21 protein-coding genes and 1 other annotated feature are annotated in these 22,122 nt (G+C 38.5%); all 21 genes read left to right on the top strand.

Annotated features, from left to right (window positions below; translation table 11 throughout):
* Window positions 1–174 precede the first annotated feature (174 nt).
* Window positions 175–392: a binding site (T-box leader), on the top strand.
* Between the two features lie 30 nt (window positions 393–422).
* The 21 genes from purB (at window position 423) to G7057_RS02360 (ending at window position 22,120) form a co-directional block, all read left to right on the top strand.
* Entirely contained in the window at window positions 423–1,808 is a 1,386-nt protein-coding gene (gene purB, locus G7057_RS02460) for an adenylosuccinate lyase (RefSeq protein ID WP_227004628.1), read from the top strand.
* Window positions 1,809–1,819: 11 nt separating this feature from the next.
* The gene (locus tag G7057_RS02455; RefSeq protein WP_166161086.1) at window positions 1,820–2,329 is read left to right on the top strand and encodes a GNAT family N-acetyltransferase; all 510 of its coding nucleotides are present in this window, start codon (window positions 1,820–1,822) and stop codon (window positions 2,327–2,329) included.
* Window positions 2,329–3,489: an amidohydrolase gene (locus tag G7057_RS02450; protein ID WP_227004627.1), complete on the top strand. Its 1,161-nt coding sequence runs from the start codon at window positions 2,329–2,331 to the stop codon at window positions 3,487–3,489. The genes G7057_RS02455 and G7057_RS02450 overlap by 1 nt, the downstream gene beginning before the upstream one ends.
* A gap of 9 nt (window positions 3,490–3,498) precedes the next feature.
* On the top strand, window positions 3,499–4,167 hold the full coding sequence (locus G7057_RS02445; protein ID WP_166161084.1) for an amino acid ABC transporter permease: 669 nt from the start codon (window positions 3,499–3,501) through the stop codon (window positions 4,165–4,167).
* A 14-nt stretch (window positions 4,168–4,181) separates the two neighbouring features.
* Complete coding sequence (locus tag G7057_RS02440) at window positions 4,182–4,934, top strand: amino acid ABC transporter ATP-binding protein (RefSeq protein WP_166161082.1); 753 nt, start codon at window positions 4,182–4,184, stop codon at window positions 4,932–4,934.
* Between the two features lie 21 nt (window positions 4,935–4,955).
* On the top strand, window positions 4,956–5,783 hold the full coding sequence (locus G7057_RS02435; RefSeq protein WP_166161080.1) for a transporter substrate-binding domain-containing protein: 828 nt from the start codon (window positions 4,956–4,958) through the stop codon (window positions 5,781–5,783).
* A gap of 363 nt (window positions 5,784–6,146) precedes the next feature.
* Window positions 6,147–7,454 (top strand): MmgE/PrpD family protein, encoded by a 1,308-nt coding sequence (locus tag G7057_RS02430; RefSeq protein ID WP_166161078.1) that lies wholly within the window; start codon window positions 6,147–6,149, stop codon window positions 7,452–7,454.
* Between the two features lie 57 nt (window positions 7,455–7,511).
* Window positions 7,512–8,420, top strand: a complete 909-nt coding sequence (locus tag G7057_RS02425) for a LysR family transcriptional regulator (RefSeq protein ID WP_166161076.1) — start codon at window positions 7,512–7,514, stop codon at window positions 8,418–8,420.
* A gap of 105 nt (window positions 8,421–8,525) precedes the next feature.
* On the top strand, window positions 8,526–8,972 hold the full coding sequence (locus G7057_RS02420; protein ID WP_166161074.1) for a MarR family winged helix-turn-helix transcriptional regulator: 447 nt from the start codon (window positions 8,526–8,528) through the stop codon (window positions 8,970–8,972).
* Between the two features lie 18 nt (window positions 8,973–8,990).
* The gene (locus G7057_RS02415; RefSeq protein ID WP_166161072.1) at window positions 8,991–10,727 is read left to right on the top strand and encodes an ABC transporter ATP-binding protein; all 1,737 of its coding nucleotides are present in this window, start codon (window positions 8,991–8,993) and stop codon (window positions 10,725–10,727) included.
* Window positions 10,717–12,597 carry an ABC transporter ATP-binding protein gene (locus tag G7057_RS02410; protein ID WP_405002639.1) on the top strand — a complete coding sequence of 627 codons (1,881 nt, stop codon included), beginning with the start codon at window positions 10,717–10,719 and terminating at the stop codon, window positions 12,595–12,597. The genes G7057_RS02415 and G7057_RS02410 overlap by 11 nt, the downstream gene beginning before the upstream one ends.
* 133 nt (window positions 12,598–12,730) lie before the next feature.
* Complete coding sequence (locus G7057_RS02405; RefSeq protein ID WP_166161070.1) at window positions 12,731–13,252, top strand: GNAT family N-acetyltransferase; 522 nt, start codon at window positions 12,731–12,733, stop codon at window positions 13,250–13,252.
* Between the two features lie 193 nt (window positions 13,253–13,445).
* The gene (locus tag G7057_RS02400) at window positions 13,446–14,507 is read left to right on the top strand and encodes a GGDEF domain-containing protein (protein ID WP_166161068.1); all 1,062 of its coding nucleotides are present in this window, start codon (window positions 13,446–13,448) and stop codon (window positions 14,505–14,507) included.
* A 345-nt stretch (window positions 14,508–14,852) separates the two neighbouring features.
* Window positions 14,853–15,242, top strand: a complete 390-nt coding sequence (locus G7057_RS02395) for a hypothetical protein (RefSeq protein WP_166161066.1) — start codon at window positions 14,853–14,855, stop codon at window positions 15,240–15,242.
* 4 nt (window positions 15,243–15,246) lie between these two features.
* Complete coding sequence (locus tag G7057_RS02390) at window positions 15,247–16,872, top strand: GspE/PulE family protein (protein ID WP_227004626.1); 1,626 nt, start codon at window positions 15,247–15,249, stop codon at window positions 16,870–16,872.
* 10 nt (window positions 16,873–16,882) lie between these two features.
* Complete coding sequence (locus G7057_RS02385; RefSeq protein ID WP_166161064.1) at window positions 16,883–17,896, top strand: type IV pilus twitching motility protein PilT; 1,014 nt, start codon at window positions 16,883–16,885, stop codon at window positions 17,894–17,896.
* Between the two features lie 21 nt (window positions 17,897–17,917).
* Window positions 17,918–19,120, top strand: a complete 1,203-nt coding sequence (locus G7057_RS02380) for a type II secretion system F family protein (protein ID WP_166161062.1) — start codon at window positions 17,918–17,920, stop codon at window positions 19,118–19,120.
* Between the two features lie 99 nt (window positions 19,121–19,219).
* Window positions 19,220–19,603: a prepilin-type N-terminal cleavage/methylation domain-containing protein gene (locus G7057_RS02375; protein ID WP_166161060.1), complete on the top strand. Its 384-nt coding sequence runs from the start codon at window positions 19,220–19,222 to the stop codon at window positions 19,601–19,603.
* A 231-nt stretch (window positions 19,604–19,834) separates the two neighbouring features.
* The gene (locus G7057_RS02370; RefSeq protein ID WP_166161058.1) at window positions 19,835–20,578 is read left to right on the top strand and encodes a prepilin peptidase; all 744 of its coding nucleotides are present in this window, start codon (window positions 19,835–19,837) and stop codon (window positions 20,576–20,578) included.
* Between the two features lie 27 nt (window positions 20,579–20,605).
* Window positions 20,606–21,586 (top strand): type IV pilus biogenesis protein PilM, encoded by a 981-nt coding sequence (gene pilM / locus G7057_RS02365; RefSeq protein WP_166161056.1) that lies wholly within the window; start codon window positions 20,606–20,608, stop codon window positions 21,584–21,586.
* Entirely contained in the window at window positions 21,587–22,120 is a 534-nt protein-coding gene (locus G7057_RS02360) for a hypothetical protein (protein WP_166161054.1), read from the top strand. It abuts the gene before it with no gap.
* Window positions 22,121–22,122 lie beyond the last annotated feature (2 nt).

Raw genomic sequence — 22,122 nt, 5'->3', positions numbered from 1 at the left:
TGAAGCGTGAAGTCTCCTGACAATTCAGGGTCAAATTTCCTATTTTTTCATAGGCCAAGGCGGACTTGTCCGCTTTTCTTATCCATAAAAAAAACTAATGGCTATTAATAGTTTTTAACAATTATCATTAATTTTTAATGGGTGTTATTCTTATCATTAATAAGTGAATAAGTGATAGATGCAATGATAAGAAGAGTAAGTTGACGAGCTTTGCTAAGCGAGTCCGTGGTGGTGAGAACGGATCAAAGACGCAACTGAAGATGGTCTTGGAGTAATCAACATTGTTGACGGCGGTATCCGTTACCATACAGAGTATAAACATATACTTATGAAGGTTGTTTTTGCGAGAAAACAACAAACGAAGGTGGTATCGCGGCAGTCCCGTCCTTCTCTATGAAAGTAGAGCAGGAGGGGCTGTCGTTTTGATTAAAGGAGAGTTGAAAAAAATGGGTTCACACGTAATTGATATGATGATGTTAAAAAATAACTTTGGTACAGAAGCTATGCGACAAATTTGGTCGGATGAAAACCGCCTGCAAAAACACTTTGATATTGAAGCAGCACTAGCTTTAGCAGAAGGTGAGTTAGGACTAATTCCTCAAGCAGCAGCTGAGAAAATCGCTGCTAGTGCTAATGCAGAAGGTGTGGATATTGCAGCAGTTGCAGCAGAAGGAGCTGTTCTCAAGCATTCATTAATGGCAACCATTAATACTTTACAACGCTTGAGCGGAGAAGAGGGCGAATACGTTCACTTCGGCGCAACGACACAAGATATTGTTGATACAGGTGTGATTTTACAACTAAAAGAATCCAACGCTATTATCAAAGAAAATGTGCAAGACGTTGCCGCTGAACTAGCCAACTTGGCTAAACGCTACCGTGATACACCAATGACCGGTCGTTCTCATGGGATGCAAGCTTTACCAACTACATTTGGCTTTAAACTGTCAGTTGTTTTAAGTGAAGTATTGCGTCACCTAGAACGTTTAGAAGAAGCAGAAAATCGCGTCTTTACAGGTGTTTTAGCAGGTGCAGTTGGAACTTACGCATCATTTGGTGAGCAAGGACCCGAAGTTGAGAAAAATACATTGACGCGACTAGGCCTTGATACGCCGGATATTTGCTGGCACTCATCCAGAGACCGCATTGCTGAATATGTGAATATTTTAGGTCTTATCAGTGGGACACTCGGTAAATTAGCTAACGAGTTTTATAACTTGATGCGAACTGAAATTGATGAACTAGAAGAACCTTTTTCAAAAGGAAAAGTGGGCTCAAGCACCATGCCGCATAAACGCAATCCAGCAGCCCTAGAAGGGATTGTCAGCTTAACTAAACCAGTTTTAGCAAGTGTTGGCCTTGTACAACAAGCCCTTATTGTTGAGCACGAACGCGATGCTATGTCTTGGCGTGCCGAGTGGATTGCCTTACCGGAAATTTGTATCTTCCTATCATCCCAACTAGCTTCAACCAAAGCTGTTTTGAAAGACTTAATCGTTAAACCCAAAAACATGCTGCGCAACCTAAACTTACAAGGCGGCCTCTTGCTGTCTGAACAAGTCATGTTCGCCCTAGCCAAAGAAATGGGCAAGCAAACGGCCCATCATCTCGTTTATGAACTGTCGATGGAAGCCTTTGAGAGCGAGCAAAAATTCAGTGATATTTTATTGAAAAACAAAGCGGTATTAGCTGTTTTGAGTGCCGACGAGATCCAACAAGCGCTTGATCCAGAACAATACCTAGGATCTGCACCACAAAAAGTGGACCAGATTTTACAAAAATACGAGGCTTATCAGGCTACCCATTAAGGAGAATAAATGTGAAAGAGTATCGATTAACCACATTAGCAGATGCCGAAGCCTTTTTAGACTTACTATTAAAATCTTACCAACCCATTCGTGACTTGGGAATTCACTTTGCAGCAGCAACAGCTGATTTAGACTTAGTGACTCGTCACATTCAACAAAATTTATGCTATGTCCTAGAAGACGATGGTCGTTTAATCGCTACTATTTCGCTTAGGCTACCTTGGGGACCGAATCCGGGACCAGAAGTTCTTCCCCATATTGGCTGGTTTGCGGTTGACCCAGACTTTAGTGGACAGGGAATTGGCAATGATTTATTAGATTGGCTCGAACAAGAAATCCTCATTAAGGAACTGAAAGCCCCAGCTGTCACACTAGGAACAGCTGACAAACATCCATGGCTGGCCATGATGTATCAGCGAAAAGGCTATCAAAAGTTCGCCGAGAGAGACTTGGGCAAAGGCCATCTGACTTTATTTTTCAAAAAAGAATTTCAGTTAGTTGAACCAAAGGAGGAAGTCTAGTGGCAGTTGATTTGAGAACGGACAACTTGGTTAAAAAATTGGTGCATTATCGCCGAGAATTACACCAGTATCCTGAATTATCATTGAAAGAATATGAAACAACCGAACGAATCAAGGGCTGGTTGACAGAAGCGGGGATCGCTATCCGTGATTATGGGTTAGAAACGGGTGTCATTGCTGAAGTAGTTGGTGACTTAGAAGGCCCGACTATCGCCATTCGTGCCGACATTGATGCCTTGCCAATTGTTGAAGAAGTGAATACCTTGTTTAAATCGAAACACCAAGGGGTCATGCACGCTTGCGGTCATGATTTCCATACGTCTTCTATTATTGGAGCGGCTCTTTTGTTAGAAGAAAACAAAGAAAACTTAAAGGGAACTGTTCGTTTTATTTTCCAGCCGGCAGAAGAAATTGCGCAAGGCGCTAAACTAGTCGTGGAAAGTGGTGCCTTAGAAGGTGCTTCGGCTATTTTCGGTATGCATAATAAACCAGATTTGGCTGTTGGAACAGTTGGTGTGCGCAGTGGTGCGCTGATGGCGAGTGCGGACCGCTTTGAACTGGATGTGATTGGTCTAGGTGGTCATGCAGGAATTCCTCATGCAACCGTTGATCCAATCGTTGTGGCATCGCAAATTGTCACAGCCTTCCAAAGTATTATTAGCCGTAATACCAGTTCTTTTGATAATACAGTCCTAAGTGTTACTCAACTCCATGCGGGAAGTGCATGGAATGTGATTCCAGAAAAGGCCTTTTTAGAAGGAACGGTTCGCAGTTTCCAAGCAGAAGCACGCCATGAGATTCCTGCTTTAATGGAGAGAACGGCAAAAGGGATTGCGGAAGCTTACGGAGCGAGCATTGATTTTCGTTGGTATCCGTATATTCCAGTTGTTGAGAATAATCCCCAATTGGAAACACTTGTAACAGAAGCTGCTAAAGATTGGGGCTACGAAGTCGTTGAAGCCAAGCAAGTTGCTGGCGGTGAAGACTTTGCCTTTTACCAAAGCAAGCTACCAAGCTTTTTTGTGTGGATGGGGGTTGATGGTAGTCGTGATTGGCACCATCCAGAATACCATTTAAATGAAGATGCCTTACTGGTATCAGCGCGCTACTTCAGTACATTGGCAGAAAAAGCATTAGATTATTTTTCAGGATGGAAGTGATAGCAAGGCATGATTGATTTACATTATTTACTTGATGCAGCCAAAGGGATTCTTCCTTTTGTACCGGTCACCTTATTGATTTCTATTACGGCGATGATTTTTTCAATTATTCTAGGGTTAGTGATGGCGGTTCTCCGTCGTCAGCCGAATAAAATAATCGCATCTTTAGCAGGTTTATATGTATCACTATTTAGAGGATTTCCTACAGTCGTTCAACTCTTTATTGTTTATTTTGGATTACCACAATTGTTCCCGGCTTTTAATTCCTTAGATGCCCTTTATGCGGTTATTTTGACGTTTTCTTTCAAAGAATCAGCTTATTTAACCGAAATTTTTAGAGCAGGCTTGGATTCAGTTGACAAGGGTCAAATTGAAGCAGGACTAGCAGTTGGTATGAAAAAGTGGAAAATTTATCAAGAAGTGGTTTTACCACAAGCCATTGTGAATGCCTTGCCTGGCACAACCAATGTGTTTGTTTCACTAATTAAGGAAAGCTCATTGGCCTTTACATTGGGGATAACCGAACTTTTCGCCCAAGGAAAACTAATGGCCAGCTCAAACTTGCGTTATTTTGAAACCTATTTAACGGTTGGGTTGATGTATTGGGCCTTAATTATTATTGTTGGACGCTTGGCTTATGTGTTAGAAAAACACTTGTCAAAAGCTTATAAACGCTAGGAAGGAAGGCTATTATGATAGAAGTAAAGCAGTTATCGAAGTCATTTGGAGCTAATAAAGTGTTGAATGATTTGTCCTTCCAAGTGAAAGAAGGAGAAGTTGTCGCTATTATTGGGCCGAGTGGTTCAGGCAAATCAACCTTGTTGCGCAGCTTGAATTTATTAGAAGAACCGGATGAAGGCACCATTCAAGTTGGCGATGTCTTGGTAGATACGAAAGCACTAACTAACCAAAATCGTTATGACTTGAGACAGCAGTCTGCCATGGTTTTTCAACATTTTAATCTTTTTAAAAATAAAACAGTCATTGAAAATGTGACGTTGGCATTAACATCTAGTAAACGGAAAACAAAGAAAGAAGCTATTGCCATTGCCGAGCAGTTGCTAGATCAAGTAGGCTTAACGGCTCAGCGCGACCAATATCCAGTGACTTTGAGTGGTGGGCAACAACAGCGTGTGAGTATTGCCCGAGCCTTGGCTGTTGATCCAAAAGTGATTTTTATGGATGAGCCAACGAGTGCGTTGGACCCAGAATTAGTTGGTGAAGTTTTGAAAAGTATTGAGCAGCTTTCTAAACGAAATATTACGCTTGTGATCGTGACCCATGAAATGAAATTTGCTCAAAAGGTAGCTGACCGGGTTATTTTTATGAACAATGGCTTAATTGTTGAGGAAGGCCATCCCGATGATGTCTTTAACCATCCGCAAGAAGTGCGTACCAAACAGTTTTTATTATCAACAAAAGATGAGTTAGCAAGTGCTATTTAAAAAAAGAAAAGAGGGAATTTGATGAAGAATTGGTCAAAAGGGTTATTAAAAAGTGCAGCAGCGGTTTTATTTGTAGGTGGTTTAGCAGCTTGCTCAACTGATGGTGGAGAAACAGCGAGTTCAGATGTGGCTGGCACAACGGAAGAAAAAATTGTTCTAGAAATTGGAGCGACAGGTCAATCATTTCCCAACTCTTATATGGAAGATAATAAATTAGTTGGTTATGATGTTGAAGTTATTGAGGCTATTGCTGGCAATTTAGGCTATGAAATCAACTGGACAACAGCAGCCTTTGACGGCTTGTTGGCGTCACTAAATGCTGGTAAGTTGGACACTATTGCGAATAACTTTGCCATTACACCAGAACGACAAGAAAATGTTAACTTTACAACGCCTTATGCTTACACAGCGTCAGGAATTGCTGTTAAAGAAGATAGTGAATACCAAAGTACCTTTGACTTAGATAATGAGACAGTTGGAGCCGTTGCTGGAAGTAACAAATTGACAGAGCTTGAAACCTATATTGCCGAAACAGGTTTGAATATCGATGCTCGTCACTACGATACACGTGAAGGCCCACAAGAAGATACTTTAAAAGGTCAAGTAGCTGGCTACATTCAAGATAAAGCAGTTCTAGCAGCAACTATTAAAAAAGATGGCTTAGGACTACGTGTTTTACCAGAAAATTTAGTTGGCGGCGAAGTTGCTTTCCCATTTGCTAAAACAGAAGAAGGCGAAGCTTTGTTAGCTGAGTTTGATGCAGAACTACAAAACCTACTAGCAGATGGCACCATTAAAGAGTTGTCTGAAAAATACTATGGTATTGATGTTACCGCAGAAGTAGAGTAAAGCATTTAAGATGAAAAGAAAGATGATTGAGCGAATCGTTCAACCATCTTTCTTTCATTTTTTTATTAATTGGATGAGATGGAGGAAGTTCAGTGGTAAAAAGTCCTCTGAAGTCCCACCAAACAGCTAATCGAGCAACTTCAGCAGTAAAAACTCGTCTGAACTTCCTTCAAACGATGAAGTGAGGAACTTCAGCATCAAAAAAACGCCCGAACTTCCTCTAACCGGCAAAATGAGTGAATAGAACACGCAAAATCGATTTCTATTCACTCAAAATAGCAAAATGAGTGAATAGAACGCTCAAAATCCATCTCTATTCACTCTAGACTAAAAAACCATACTTTAAAGGAGTGGAATCCTGCTATGACAAGCTCGAATACAGATCGTCTACTAGATAAAATTCTAGAACCAATAGTAGAAAAAGACCATTTAATCAGCCAAGCTCGTTTAGCTTTCACTGATTATCTAGCGTCGTACGTGATGGCATTAAATGAACCGGTTATTCGCGAATATGGTCAAGCCTACCACCGTGACCAATCGCCAGTTCAACCGATTCAAACGGACTATCAGTTAACGCCAGAAGAAGCGGCACTATTTTACGGTTTTGCGGCTCATTATTTAGATATCGATGATGTTCATCCCCATGTGCAAGGCCATCCGAGTGCAGTGATTTTTTCTGCCTTGTTAGCAACCGTTGAGTCTCACGATCGGTGGGATGACTTTTTCGAAAGTTACGTCATAGGCTTAGAGGTTGAAGGGTTATTAGGTCAAGTCATGAATCCGCATTTGAAAACGACTGGTTGGCACGCAACATCGGTACTAGGTGTCATTGCAGCCGCTACTGCAATTGGCTGCTTTAAACAGTACCCTCGTCAAAAATTAAATCGGCTGCTATCAATTGCTGCCACCGAGTCTATGGGGATGGCCTTTCAGTTTGGCAGTGACATTAAGCCACTTCATGCTGGCCTTGCAGCTAAGCAGGCAGTCTTCACCCATGAATTGGTGAGTCGAACTCAGATTAGTGCCAATACCGATCCTTTTTCAAAAGAGGGTGGTTGGTTTGCAGCTTTATTAGATAAACCAGTTGAACTCGACTTTAACAATTGGTTGGCGCCTGGCCAAATTCTGGAGCCGGGATTGTGGTTTAAGCGTCATCCCTTTTGTTCAGCAGCCATGACGGGTCACGATGCAGCAGAACTGATTGTTCAACAAGGCGGCAAAATGGCTGACTTGGAGGAAGTGATCATCCATTTCTCACCTAACCAAGATCGAGCACTTCGCTATTCCGAAATCAAAACACCCATGGAAGGCAAGTTTTCGATTGAGTATGTGGTGTGGCAAGTGCTGACTTATGGAAAAATTCAAAGCCATTTATTCGAAGGGGAAACTGTTCCAGCCGCCTATCATAAGGACTTACAGCGCATTAAACGGCGCTACGACTTGCCAGCTCAGCCGCCGACTGGTCGAAAAGTAACCATTACGGCTCAACGAAAAAATGGCAGCCAACTAACAGCAACGGTGGACATTCCAAAGGGAGCACCTCAAAACCCATTGTCCCTTCAAGATATAATTGGCAAAATAAATAATGCCCACTTAGAAGTTTGGATAACTAATTTGTACAGCCAACCGCTATCGACAAATGGTCTAGTCAAGTCGGCAATCATGCGTTGACATTTACTTTGGCTATGCTAGTATGAAATTAATCAAAATCTAATGAAGGAGTGGCCTATGAATATCCAACAATGCCGTTATGTGATTACCATCGCCAAAGCAGGCAGTTTCAGTGAAGCAGCTAAGCAATTATTTGTGACCCAACCCAGTCTTTCAACCGCTATGAAGGATTTGGAAACCGAATTAGGCGCCCAATTATTTATCCGTTCTAAGTCTGGCGTTAGTTTGACGGAAGAAGGAACTGACTTTTTAGTTTATGCCAATCGCATACTCGATCAAGTTGATTTATTGGAGCACCGTTATCGGACTAATTTCAAAAAAGACTTTACTATTACTACTCAACGCTATGATTTCTTATCGCAACCTTTTTTAAAGGTAATCGAATCCTTTAAAGAGGAATACCAAAATTTCCATCTCGTTGAAACAACGACTCAAAAAAATTTGGAGAATGTCCGTGATTTTAAAAGTGAGCTGGGAATCTTATATATAGATGAAACCAATCGTCGTGTCTTAGAACGTTATTTTCAGCAAGAAGAGTTACAATTTGAAGCACTAGGAGAATTTACAACGCGTATCTTTTTGAGAAAAGACCATCCTTTAGCTAACAAAACAAGCATTAAACGAGCGGATTTATTAGCTTATCCACAAGTGCGCTTTAGCCAAGAAAACCAAACAGCCCCCGACTTTAATGAAGATCCAATCGAAGCGGATGATAGCCAACCGGTTATTTTTACCAATGACAGAGGCACATTAATGAACCTTTTATGTGAATCAGATGCCTATGCATCAGGCTTAGGGATTGTGAATGGCTTTGTCAGCCAGCACATCGTGTTAAAACCACTTGAAAATTCAACAACGCATACACTCGGTATCATTACGAATAAAAAAAGGAAACTGACTGCGATTGGAAAAGCCTTTATCGATGAGGTCAAACAAACACTAGAAAAAAGAGAAAAGTGGACTTAAATGTCTTCCAGAATAAGTAGAAAAAACTTTCTATTTATTCTTTTTTTTGCTAATATACTTACTTGAGGTAATTATCTGAGGTAAAGGATTTGAAAGGAGTAAGATATGCCTAATAAATTATCAGAAGACTATATTGATGCGTGTATAGTTGCGAAGCGCACGGTGCACTTCCTACCAGAATCGCCGGCGGAATTGCAGAAGCGCCATATTTATATCATCAAGATTTGCTATGATTTGTCTTTAGAATTGGACGAAGTTCGCGTGAGTGATGTCGCAGAAGCCATCAATGTCACTCTGCCGAGTATCACCCGCAACATTACGACTTTGGAAGAAGAAGGGTATCTCATTAAGGAAGAAAATAGTAAAGACAAACGCGTTGTCAATATCCGCCTAAGTGAAAAAGGACTGGAAACTTACCATGCCTTGATTTACGACTTCCACAAGAAAAATAGTGAGGTCTTGAGTACGATCCCCCAAGAGGATATCGAAACCACCATCAAAACCATTCACAAAATCTATCAAGCGATGGAAAAAGAATATATGCAAGACTAAAAGGGGAGAAACTGAAACATGTATAAAACGTTAGCGAAATCGCTTCGGCAATATAAAAAGCCGTCATTTCTAACGATGCTATTTATGGCTTTAGAAGTATCAATGGAAATTTTCATTCCATTTCTAATGGCTAAAGTGCTCGATAGAGGCTTATTAACAGGAGACATCCAGTATGTCTTAAAGATAGGGGCATTAATGTTTATTATCGCCTGCCTATCAATGGTATTTGGTGTCTTAGCAGGGAAATTCTCATCTGACGCCGCAGTGGGTTTCTCAACTAATATCCGTCAAGATGTTTACGAGAATATCCAAACGTTTGCTTTTGACAATATCGACAAATACTCATCATCGAGTTTGATTACCCGTTTAACAACGGATATTACAAATATTCAAATGGCTTTCCAAATGATTCTTAAAACAATTATTAGAGCGCCATTTATGATTGTCTTTGCCTTTATTATGGCAAGTTATACGAACTTGAAATTATCATTAACAATTGTCTTTGTGATTCCGATTATCGGTGGCCTCTTAATTTGGTTAGTTTACAAAGTCCACCCTTATTTTATTGAGGTCTTTAAAAAATATGACCGCTTAAACCGTACTGTTCAAGAAAATATCAATGGTGTACGTGTGGTGAAATCATTCGTCCGTGAAGACCGAGAAATTGAACAATTTAAAGAAGCATCGAGCGATATTAAAGCACTCTTTATGAGAGCAGAAAAAATGATCGCTTTAAATGGACCTGTTATGCAAATTGCTATCTATTCAACATTATTGATTGTTTATTGGTTTGGTGCGAAACAAGTCGTTGGTGGCGCCATGTCAACAGGTGAATTAACGAGCTTTATCACTTATATGATGCAAATTTTGAGCAGCTTAATGATGATGGCAATGATTTTTGTTATGATCGTGATTTCAGAAGCGTCTGTTGAACGGGTAGCTGAAGTATTAAATGAGAAAGCAAGCTTAACAAACCCAGAACAAGCTGTAACAACCATTGAAAATGGTGATATTGAATTTAGAAATGTTCGCTTCAATTATAATACGTCATCAGAAGAAGCAGATTTATCTCATATTAATTTAACGATTAAATCTGGTGAAACGATTGGGGTTTTAGGTGGAACAGGTAGTGGTAAGAGTACCTTAATTCAATTAATTCCTCGTCTCTATGATGTAACTGAAGGAGAAGTGTTTGTTTCCGGACGTAATGTTAAAGATTATGATTTGGTGACCTTACGTGATCAAATTGCCATGGTTCTGCAAAAAAATACGCTGTTCTCTGGTACAATCGCTGAAAACTTACGTTGGGGAGACGAGGACGCATCCGACGATGAAATTAAACGTGTCGCAAATCTTGCTCAAGCAGATGGCTTCGTTCAAGCTTTCCCAGAAGGCTATGAAACAGTCCTTGACCAAGGTGGGACAAACGTATCAGGTGGTCAGAAACAACGGTTGACCATTGCGCGTGCTTTATTGAAGAAACCTAAAATTTTGATTTTAGATGATTCAACAAGTGCCGTTGATACGAAAACAGATGCTTATATTAGACGGTCATTTGCCCAAGAGATTCCTGATACAACAAAAATTATTGTGGCGCAACGCGTGTCTTCCATTCAAGATTCAGACCGTATCATTGTCTTAAATGAAGGTAAGATTGACGGTATTGGTACCCACGAAGAGTTGCTTGTCAACAATGCCATTTACAAAGAAGTTTACGATTCACAAGTAAAAGGAGGGACTATCAGTGAAGAATAGACCAATGAAACCAACAGAAAGTCCCTTGAAAATTTTAAAACGATTATTTACTTATGCTAGAAAAGAATATAAGTTAAGACTGATTATTGTTGTATTAAGTATTATCGTGAGTGCAGGAACAAACGCAATTGGAATCAGTTTTACCCGTGTCTTAATCGATGATTACATTGCACCCTTAGCCTTGCAAGAAACACCCGATTTTTCTAATTTAGCACGTATCATTATCCTGATGGCGGGCTTATATGCAACGGGCGCCTTGTTTACTTACATTTACAATCGGACGATGGTAACAGTTGCGCAAGGTATTTTGAAAGATATTCGCGATGATATGTATGCGCATATGGAAAAGCTACCCGTTCGCTATTTCGACAGCCATGCAACCGGTGATATCATGAGTCACTATACCAATGATATTGATACATTGAGACAAATGATTAGCCAATCAGTGCCACAAATTTTTGCGTCATTGATTACGATTATATCTATTATTTTTGCGATGTTATTAATTAACATTCCAATGACACTATTTGTATTATTTATGGTGTGTATTATGGTCTTTGTGATTCGTTCATTAGGTAGCAAAAGTGGCCGTTACTTTGGTATTCAACAGAAAGCTCTAGGGCAGTTGAACGGTTACGTTGAAGAAATGATTGAAGGACAAAAAGTTGTTAAAGTTTTCAACCATGAAGATGCAGCCATTAAAGGCTTTACCGATTTAAATGAAGAATTAAGAGAAAATGCGACAAAAGCGAATACTTACGCTAATATCTTAATGCCAATTATGGGGAATATTGGTAACTTTACTTACTTGTTAACAGCAGTAGTGGGGAGTGTTTTCTCTATTACCGGTGTAACAACCCTATCAATTGGTAGTATTGCCTCATTTGTTCAATTTACAAAGAGCATTACCATGCCGATTGCTCAAATCTCGCAACAATTCAATGCCATTATTTTGTCACTGGCTGGGGCTCAACGTATTTTCCAATTGTTGGATGAACAACCAGAAGAAGATACAGGAACGGTTGAATTGGTTCATATTGAAAAGAGTGAAGATGGCAGTCTCCAAGAAGTCAGCCACCGAACAGGTCATTGGGCTTGGAAAGACACATCCAATAAGCAAACGACTTATACAGAACTAACCGGTGATGTACGCTTCAAAGATGTCACATTCGGCTACAATGAAAATAAAACTGTGTTACATAATATCAGCTTATTTGCTAAACCTGGTCAAAAACTGGCCTTCGTTGGTGCGACTGGTGCCGGTAAAACAACCATTACGAACTTGATTAACCGTTTTTACGATATTCAAGAGGGAACAATTACCTATGATGGTATTGATATTAAGGACATCAAAAAATCAGCTCTTAGAAAATCATTAGGAATTGTTTTACAAGACACTCATTTATTCTCAGGAAGTATTAAGGAAAACATCCGTTATGGTAACTTAGATGCAACGGATGAGGAAATTGTGGCTGCTGCTAAGCTGGCTAATGCGGATTTCTTTATTCGTCAACTACCAAATGGTTACGATACAGAACTAACCGGTGACGGTGGGGCGCTCTCTCAAGGGCAACGTCAATTACTAGCAATCGCTAGAGCGGCAGTTGCAAACCCACCCGTTTTAATTCTTGATGAAGCAACGTCAAGTATTGACACGAGAACAGAAACCATTGTTCAAACTGGTATGGATGCTTTAATGGAAGGACGAACAGTTTTCGTTATCGCTCACCGTCTATCTACTATTCGTAATTCCAATGCCATTATGGTGATGGAACAAGGTCAAATTATTGAACGTGGTGACCACGAAGAATTGATTAATCAAAAAGGTGAATACTATCAACTTTATACAGGTTCATTCGAAATGGAATAGAGTCTAAATGAGAGAGAATAGTCGTGAATCAAAAAAATGGGCATTTTTATTTTTTTGATCCACGGCTTTTATATTGAAAAAAATTGATAAAATGATTATTTTAAATAGTATCAAACAAAAGTGAGGGACTCTTATGGCTATAACATTAAAGCAATGTACATTAAATGAATTAGATTTATTACAAGCAATTAGTATCGAAACATTCAAAGATACCTTTGATGAACACAATTCTGAAGAGAACATGACCGCTTATTTAGAGGCTGCCTACAACTTAGAAAAATTGAAAAATGAAATTCAAACGCCAGACTCGTATTTTTACCTTCTATATGAACATGACGAGCTAGCAGGTTATTGTAAGTTGAATATGAATGAAGCCCAAAGCGAGAGTGATAACTTACATGCGCTGGAAGTGGAACGAATTTATATTAAACCAGCTTTCAAAGGTAAGGGGTACGGCAAAAAAATCATTCAACATGCTGAGGTTTTAGCCAAAAAATATGGCAAAGATGAAATATGGCTAGGAGTCTGGGAACATAACTATCCGGCTCAAGCCTTTTACGAAAAAATGGGATTTGAGCGAAGAGGAGCACATTCGTTTTTTATGGGGGATGATGAGCAAGTGGATTATATTTTGGTGAAAAGGATAACTACTTAGTCGAAAACTAGACACATTTAAACAATGATAAAAGCTTTAAATGATCTACTTAATCAGTTATAGCACGAGGATATACAATTATTGGAAATCTTAAATAAAGAAAGCGTATTGATTTTTTTAAACAAAAGTGCTTAACTATGTAGTGAATTTTAATAATGTCACTCGTAAATAATTACTATTAAAGGAGATTGTTATGCTTGCAATTAGTATAGCCAATATTGCCGTATTGGTTACGCCTTTTTATTTGTATTATCGGATTTTTAATCGCTCTTCTAGAGATGCCAATTATTCTAACAAACAACAGGTTATTTTTGTTTTAATTGAAACCCTATTAGGAATAATCTTGTTGGAAATTTCTTTTCTTTTTATGGGTGTCGAGATTGATTTCCGCTATATTTTATATTCTTTTTCAATGATGTATCTGGGCTGGAAGATCACATTACCCACTATGTTGCTATTATCAGTCTATGGATTCTTTTTTCAAGATGTGACACAACCACTTAGTCACCTTTTTATGATTTTTCTTGTCACCTTCATGATGTACCAGTTAATTAAAATAATGGAAAGAAAGAACATAAACGAATTCTTGCAGCTCATTATTTTAGTTTCGTATAATGCTTTAATAGAAATAATCAGCATCCTTCATACAGTGGAAGATATAAAGGATGCCTTTTTCTTTTATCTAATAGTATTAGTTCCGACTTATATTACGGTTAGTGTAGTCTATCTGCTTATGAGAGATTTGAGATTAATGAGGGAGCGAACAGATTTTGATTATCTCACAAGACTTTTAAATGTTAGAAAATTTAGAGAACGTTTAACGGACTTGGAAAAAAACCGTGAAACACCAATTAGCATAGCTGTTTTGGATATTGATTGGTTTAAAAGCTATAACGACGAGTATGGCCATGATGCTGGCGATAAAATACTATGGGGGATCGCACAAGTATTCAATGCCTATTCAACCTCTAAAACGAGTATTTATCGGATTGGTGGAGAAGAATTTGGTGTAATTATAACCGATAAGTCCTTTCACGAAGCTGAATTGGTTATGGCAGATATTATGGATAACGTTGTTAATAGGCCGATTCCTATAAACCCAGATATTACAGTCTCTATTACAGTATCGGTGGGGCTCGTTCATGTTCGACCTCATGAAAGTTTAAATCGATCATGGATACGTGCTGATGAGAGTATGTATCATGCTAAGAAAAATGGTAGAAACCAATTATATGTGGGTGAGGAGATCGCATAATCAGAAATTTATAAACTAACAGATCTGTTGTCAATAAATTGTTAAGTAAGTAGGGCTATCATTCAATTTCAGCCCTGCTTTTATTGTCTTTTTTAAGCAGATAAATAGGTTTATTAGCCACAAACAAATGTTAATTCTATTTCAGATTATAAATGCGTTTACCTTCATGATTTTGTATAAAAACAATCTAATATATTATGTTATATTTTTTATAAACAAAAGGTATTGACAGTAACCTTCTGAAACCGTATACTTTAAGTTAATACAATTTTAATAAATTGGTTCAATAATCACAACAATAATCATTTTCTAATATTAAAATTATTCTTTATACGAGGAAAAAACATGAAACAACATGATAAAGAAAATGATAGATCATATTTAAACAATGAGTCTGGTATGACGTTAGTAAAAGAGGTAACGATTAATAACTTAGGTATTATCAATGGTGTTTTCTTAACAGATAGCAGTCAAGTCTCATATTCTGGCGGAAACTTCAACGGACCTTCTGAAATGGTGATGATTGCACCATATGCCGAGGTTAAATTGAGCTCTCACTATTCTATTCATGGTACAATCGTTGCAAAAACGATAAAATTAAACGGTCAAGGGACTATTGAATTTAATAAGGAGATTGATACATCAGGTTTTCTAATGGCTTCGGGAGAATCAGTATCACCAACCCTCGAGGATCTCATCGAATCAGGGCCTATCATTGAAACACAAGGAGAGTGAGAATTTGTCGAACCGTGAGAAGAAAAAACTGGGCGACTTGCTGAAAGAAGCAAGCCTTGTAACCGAAATTCAAATTATGGAAGCTTTGAATCATAAAAAATCCCAACAAAAATTGGGTGATGCTCTCGTTGAGCAAGGTTATATTACTGAGAAACAACTCCTTGATGTTTTAGAAATTCAACTGAAACTTGAAAGCGTTTCGTTATATCAGTATCCAATCGATGTGTCTCTAACTGAATTAATAAAAAAAGATTTTGCAAGAAGCAAACTCTTATTGCCCATTCGTAAGGAACAATCGAATCTCATTGTTGCGATGAATGATCCGCTTGATTTTTATGCCATTGAAGAAATTGAGTTTTCAACCGGTCATGTTGTTAAACCCGTTATCGCAACCCGCGATGACTTGCTACAAACCATTAACCGCCTTTACGATTCAGAGGAAGTATCCGTTGAATATGTAGAAGGAGAAGATGCACCAGCTGTAAAAGTCTTTAACCAGTTGCTTGAAACAGGTGTCTCACTGAGAGCATCTGATATTCATCTTGATCAAACGGAGCATAAAGTCATGGTGAGGTATAGAATTGATGGCTTGTTGAGAAGCGAGAGACCCTTACCAAAATTGCTGATGAATTCACTAGTCGCACGCATTAAAATTATGGCGGGGCTGAATGTGACTGAAACACGGTTACCCCAAGATGGCCGTATCAATACCACCGTTCTAGGTAAGAAAATTAATTTGAGGGTATCTACTTTACCGACTGTTTATGGAGAAAAGGTGGTTATTCGGATACTGGATATGTCAAATATCTTTAAGAAGGTTGACGACATCGGTTTAGAAAAAGATATTTTAGCTAGTTACAAGGCTCTAATAAAGCAACCATCGGGATTGATTTTGTTGACTGGTCCAACGGGTTCAGGTAAGACATCAACCTTATATGGATCTATTAACGAATTAAATCATGCTGAAAGCAATATTATTACCATCGAAGATCCTGTGGAATACCAGCTTGAAGGAATTAATCAAGTACAAGTAAATAATTCAATTGGTTTAACTTTTGCTGCGGGATTACGATCTGTTTTACGTCAAGACCCTAATATCATTATGGTTGGTGAAATACGAGACCGCGAAACAGCTGAAAATAGCGTTCGAGCTGCTCTAACCGGTCACTTGGTATTTAGTACGCTCCACACGAATAGTGCGATTGAAGCTGTACCGCGGTTACTCGATATGGGAATTGAATCCTATCTGATTGTGTCTGCCTTGAGCGGTGTTGTTGCTCAACGATTGGTGAAAACCATTTGTAAAGACTGTGCCTATAAACGTAAGGCGAGTTTAACCGAAAAGGAAATTTTTGAACGTCATGGTCAAACCATCGAAGAGCTGACAATTGGTAAAGGTTGTGATGCTTGCCAACATACAGGTTACCGAGGCAGAATGGCTATTCACGAGCTGATTGTCATGACTGAGGACCTAAAATCTTTAATGATGAATCGTGCTAGTATCCAAGAATTGAAGCAACACTTAAGAGATAAAGGTGTTAACTTCCTGTTGGATGACGGATTAATAAAAGTAAAAGCCGGAAAGACTAGCTTGGAAGAAGTTCTAAGAGTTGCATCGGCGGGGGATTAGAGGTTAGAAAATGAGGTCATTAGATGAGATACTGACAGATGCTTTTTATAAATCGGCTTCAGATGTGCATTTAACGACGGGTTCGCCGCCAGTTTATCGAATAAATGGAATGTTAATTCCTCAAAAGGATGAAAAGCTAACGTACAATATGACGCGTTCTTTCACCCAAGAAATCATCACATCTGAAATGTGGGAAGTTCTAGAAGATAAACGCGAATTGGATTTTTCTTATGGCATTAATGGTGTTTCACGCTTTAGGGTAAATACCTTTTATCAAAGAAATTCGTTGTCATTGGCATTTCGAATCATTGCGACCGATATACCATCAATTGAAACCTTAGGCATTCCTGATGTAATAAAAAAACTAGTTGAGAAGCCACATGGTTTATTTCTAGTAACAGGACCTACAGGAAGTGGGAAGACAACGACACTAGCTGCTCTGATCGATTATATGAATCAGACGATGACGCGACACATCATTACGTTAGAAGATCCGATTGAATACTTACATAATCATAAGCAGTCAATTGTTGTACAAAGAGAGGTTGGTTTTGATACGTTGTCATTTAAAAATGGCTTAAGAGCCAGTTTAAGACAAGATCCCGATGTTATTTTGTTAGGAGAACTTCGCGATTTGGATACCATTTCCACTGCAATTACAGCTTCGGAGACAGGGCACCTTGTTTTAGGAACGCTACATACATCTGATGCGGCAAGCAGTATCGAACGGATGATTGATGTGTTCCCAGCCGAACAAAGGGATCAAATTAGGATGATGCTAGCAAATGTTTTAATTGGTATTTTGTCACAACGATTAATCCCAACGCTAGATGGCAAGGGTCGAACTGCTGTAACAGAGATGCTAATTAACAATAGCGCCGTTAAAAATTTGATCCGAACGGAGAAGATGCATCAGATTCAAAATGTGTTACAAACCTCTGCAGGACATGGTATGCATTCGATGAATATGAGTATTAGTCGACTAGTAAAAGAAGAGCGCATTAGCCGTCACTATATTGACTAGTCTAAGAAGGGATGACGATTCGTGGCAGTATTTGCTTATAAGGCTAAAACAAAAGATGGTAAGTTGATGCGAGGGAAAATTGATAGTATCAGTAAGAAAGAAGCCTTGGAAGATTTGCGCGTAATGGATTTAATTGTTTTTGAAGTGGAGCCATTGAACACCTTATTAAATACAGAAATCAATTTTCGGTCACGTTTGAAGGCAAAGGATTTTATCGTCTTTCTACGTCAGTTCTCTTCTCTTATTAGTGCGGGAATTCTACTAGTAGATGCAATTGATTTATTAGCGGATCAGTCCACAAATATGTTGCTAAAACAAGTTTTGGAAGATGTATCGGTAGATGTAAAGGAAGGGGTGTCGCTTTCAGAAGCGATGAAAAAACATCCCAAACTATTTCCCGACTTACTCATTCATATGCTTCAATCTGCTGAAGTGAGTGGGCAATTGGAAGATGTGCTCAATCAAATGGCGACTTATTACGAAAAACAGTATCGGATTAAGCAAAAGGTATCCACAGCAATGACTTATCCAACGGTAGTGGGTGTGTTAGCATTACTTATTACGGCATTCTTAATGGTATTTATTGTTCCTATCTTTGGTGATATGTTTACATCAATGGGTCAGGAATTACCTGTCATCACCCAGATTGTTCTTTCATTAAGCGAATGGTTTCAACGTTACTGGGCGTTGGTTTTGATAGCTATTTCAACCCTTATACTAGTATTAAGTTACCTCAGTAAACATGAAAAAACAGCCTATTATTTTGATTACATACAGTTGAAGATTCCCATTATCGGGATGTTTGTTCAAAAGACCATTCTTGCTCGCATGACCCAAACACTCAGTTCTTTAATCAATAGTTCTGTCCCCATTTTACAGTCACTAGATGCGACGAGTGAAGTAGTCGGAAATCGGATCGTACAGGATGTGTTAGAACGTGCCAAAAAGGATGTCGAGCAAGGGGAGTCACTTGCTAAGCCTATGGAAAATCACTGGTTCTTTCCCCATTTGATTGTTCAAATGATTCAAGTTGGAGAGGCAAGTGGTTCGCTGGATGAAATGCTGAAAAAGACCTCTGATATTTATGATCGGGAAGTAGAAGAAGCATCTGAAAAACTACAATCTCTTATTGAGCCAGTATTAATTATTTTTTTATCGGCTATCGTAGGTGTGATTGTGCTCTCCATTGTGGTGCCGATGTTTGGCATGATGGAAGGGATTTAATAGCAAGTCCTTAAATGTGTAGATAAAATTTGTCAGTCATGGTGAGTGATTGGCAAAGTTAATATATCTAAAAAAAATAAAAAAAGGTAGGGAAAAGAAATGAGAAACAGAATCAAACAGTTGTTAAACAAAGAAGAAGGCTTTACATTGGTAGAGCTTTTAGCGGTTATTGTTATTTTAGCAATTATCTTGGCTATTGCTGTTCCGGGAGTTGGGAAGATTATTGATAATGCAGAACTGGCAACTGAAAAAAATCAAGAATCAATAGTTTTAGATGCTGCTCAACTATATTTTTTACAAACTGAGAATCATGGTGATGAAGTGACGTCAACTACACTAAAAGAGAAGGGATTCCTTGAAGATAAAAAAATGACAAAAGTATATACAGTTACTATAGAAACAGATGAAACAACTGGAAAAGAAACATTCAATATTACAGGATCGGATACAACCGCCAGTGAATCCGGGAGTGGATCTAATTAAAGTATCAGAGTTGGAAAATTATGATAATTTATTTGAAATAACATAAATGTGTTCAAAAGGCAGTCCCGACGTCCACTTCACGACTAATGCTCAGATGGTCTGCGACCATCTGAGCTTATTCGTTCCAGTTGCCATAGCCGTTGTAGCTTTAGCTACTTACAGATATGGTATGCGTTAGAAGGTTCGGGGCTTAACGCCTTTTTTCCCACTCTCGCCTATAGGAGACTTTATATGCATGATTTAACAATCTTAATTGTCTTTATTTACGGTCTAGTATTTGGTTCTTTTTTCAATGTCGTTGGCTTGAGACTTCCTCAAGATAATTTGTTTTCAAAAGATCGCTCATACTGTGACAACTGCCAGAGAACGTTGACTTGGACAGAACTCATTCCTGTTTTTTCATTTCTAGTTCAAGCCGGCAAGTGCCGAAAATGTAAACAGCCCATTTCATGGCTCTATCCCATTATGGAGTTAGCTACAGGCCTTTTAGCAGCTTATAGTTTTATCCGTTTTGGTTGGTCGAAAGCGTTAATCTTAGGTTTCGTCTTAATCAGTTTGCTTATTCCTGTTACAGTAGCAGACTTAAGTTATCGGAAAATTCCAAACAAACTCTTATTATTTTTTACCCCTCTATTTATTATTTTAAAAATAAATCAACTAGTGCCATCCTTAATCGGTGCTGCCTTAGCCTTTTTCTTATTATTCCTTATCATAGTTTTGTCTAAGGGAGGCATGGGAGCGGGTGATTTGAAGCTTTTAACCCTGTTAGGATTTATTTTTGAACCTATCCCGTTTCTGTTACTCTTTTTTCTAGCAACCTTATACGGTGTAGTAGGTGGCCTTATCACCATGACAATCAACAAAACAGGTCGCCAAACAGCAATCCCATTCGGACCTTATATTAGCTTAGCGGCTATGACCGTTTATTTTTATGGACCAGCAATTATTAGATGGTATTTATCCTTAATAGGATAGCCTAGTGTTTATATTTGGAGGTGAACAATGTTACTTAGGAAAAAACCACATTTATACATTGAATTCATGGAAAAAGCAATCCGTTATTTAGCTGTCGATAGTCAGAGTAATCAGCTTATGGAAAAAGATTACATCATGTTTGATACAGCTATTTTATATGAAGGGAAAATAATAAATCCAGCATTAGTTGAGAATCGATTGAAGGCGCTGGTTGCTGAAAAGAAATGGCGAAATGCTAAGGTAGCTATTATTTTACCAAATGATTATATTGTTGTTCGTGAAGAGGAAATACCAGCTCAATTAACTCAAGCAGAAGCAAAAGATTATATCGCGCTTCATTTGAATCACCTTATCCGCTCACCTTTCCCTCAGACAAGTTTTCATTTTGAACAAGTAGAGAAAGACGATGACAAGCAAACAGTCTTGTTACTTCTATATGCGACAGACGTTATTCATCACTATCAGACAGTCATTGAGAATAGTGGTCTTATCCCTCATATCGCTGACATTTCATCCTTAAGTTTATATCGTGTTCTCATCAATCAGATGTCATTCGATAACAACAAACATATTCTCTTACTGCAATGGCATCCATGCCATAATTTAATTACTGTCTATCATAATCATTTACCAAAAGTGATTCGTCATGCCAAAGCAATTCGCTTAGCTAACTTATGGGAATTAGGTAAAAATGGTGAATGGCAATGGAACGGGGAGCGAAGCGAGTTAGAAGATGATATTAGTGAGTCGATGAATGGATTAGAACGGTTTATTAATTTTTACCGATATTCTGTTTTGAATGGTGAATCTGGTGTGACTGATGTTGTACTGACGGGAGATTTTCCCTATCTCGATCTCATTAAAAACCAGTTAGCTGAACGAACCAATTTACCGATTCATGAATTATCAACAGAGGAGCCTTTGGAAAATCAGTTCTTGCCCTTGTATGGTTTGACTCTAAAAAATAAAAAATCGATATTAAAGCCAAAGAAAGGGGAAGGGAAATAAATGTTTGAATTAAACTTTTTTGAAAAAAAGAAAACCAATTTTCTTCCCCATCTTTTAACGGCTTTATTTGCGGTATTATTACTTTTGTCAGGGCTCTATTTTTTCTTTTCTTATCAAAACTATGTGAATATTGATAAGGACAATCAATATTGGCTACTAGAAGAAGCGGATCAATTAGCACTGGCACGTCAAATGCAAAGTTATGATCAATTAACCAAGCAGTTGCTGGTCGACCAGGTTTATTTTGAAGAAAACCAATATCCGATTAATACGGTTATCCAAGGCCTCAATGATCAGTTGGCGGATCAATCTGATCACTTACTGACTTTTTCATTAAATACAGATAATCAAGTGACCTTTGTTCTGGAAAATAGTGGAATGACGGATATTTCAGCAGCGATTGATCGCTTTTCTAAGCTTGATTATGTCACTAAAGTCCAACTTGTTCGTTTGGAAGAAACAGAGAGTGATTATCTCTTCTTAGCAGAATTGCGAGTCGATCTAAATGAAGAAGCAATTGAAGAGGGGGAATAGCC

Source organism: Jeotgalibaca arthritidis (genome assembly GCF_011100465.1).
Classification (GTDB): domain Bacteria; phylum Bacillota; class Bacilli; order Lactobacillales; family Aerococcaceae; genus Jeotgalibaca; species Jeotgalibaca arthritidis.
The sequence above is the reverse complement of the archived record's forward strand: the minus strand, read 5'-3'. Positions and strand labels throughout refer to the sequence as shown.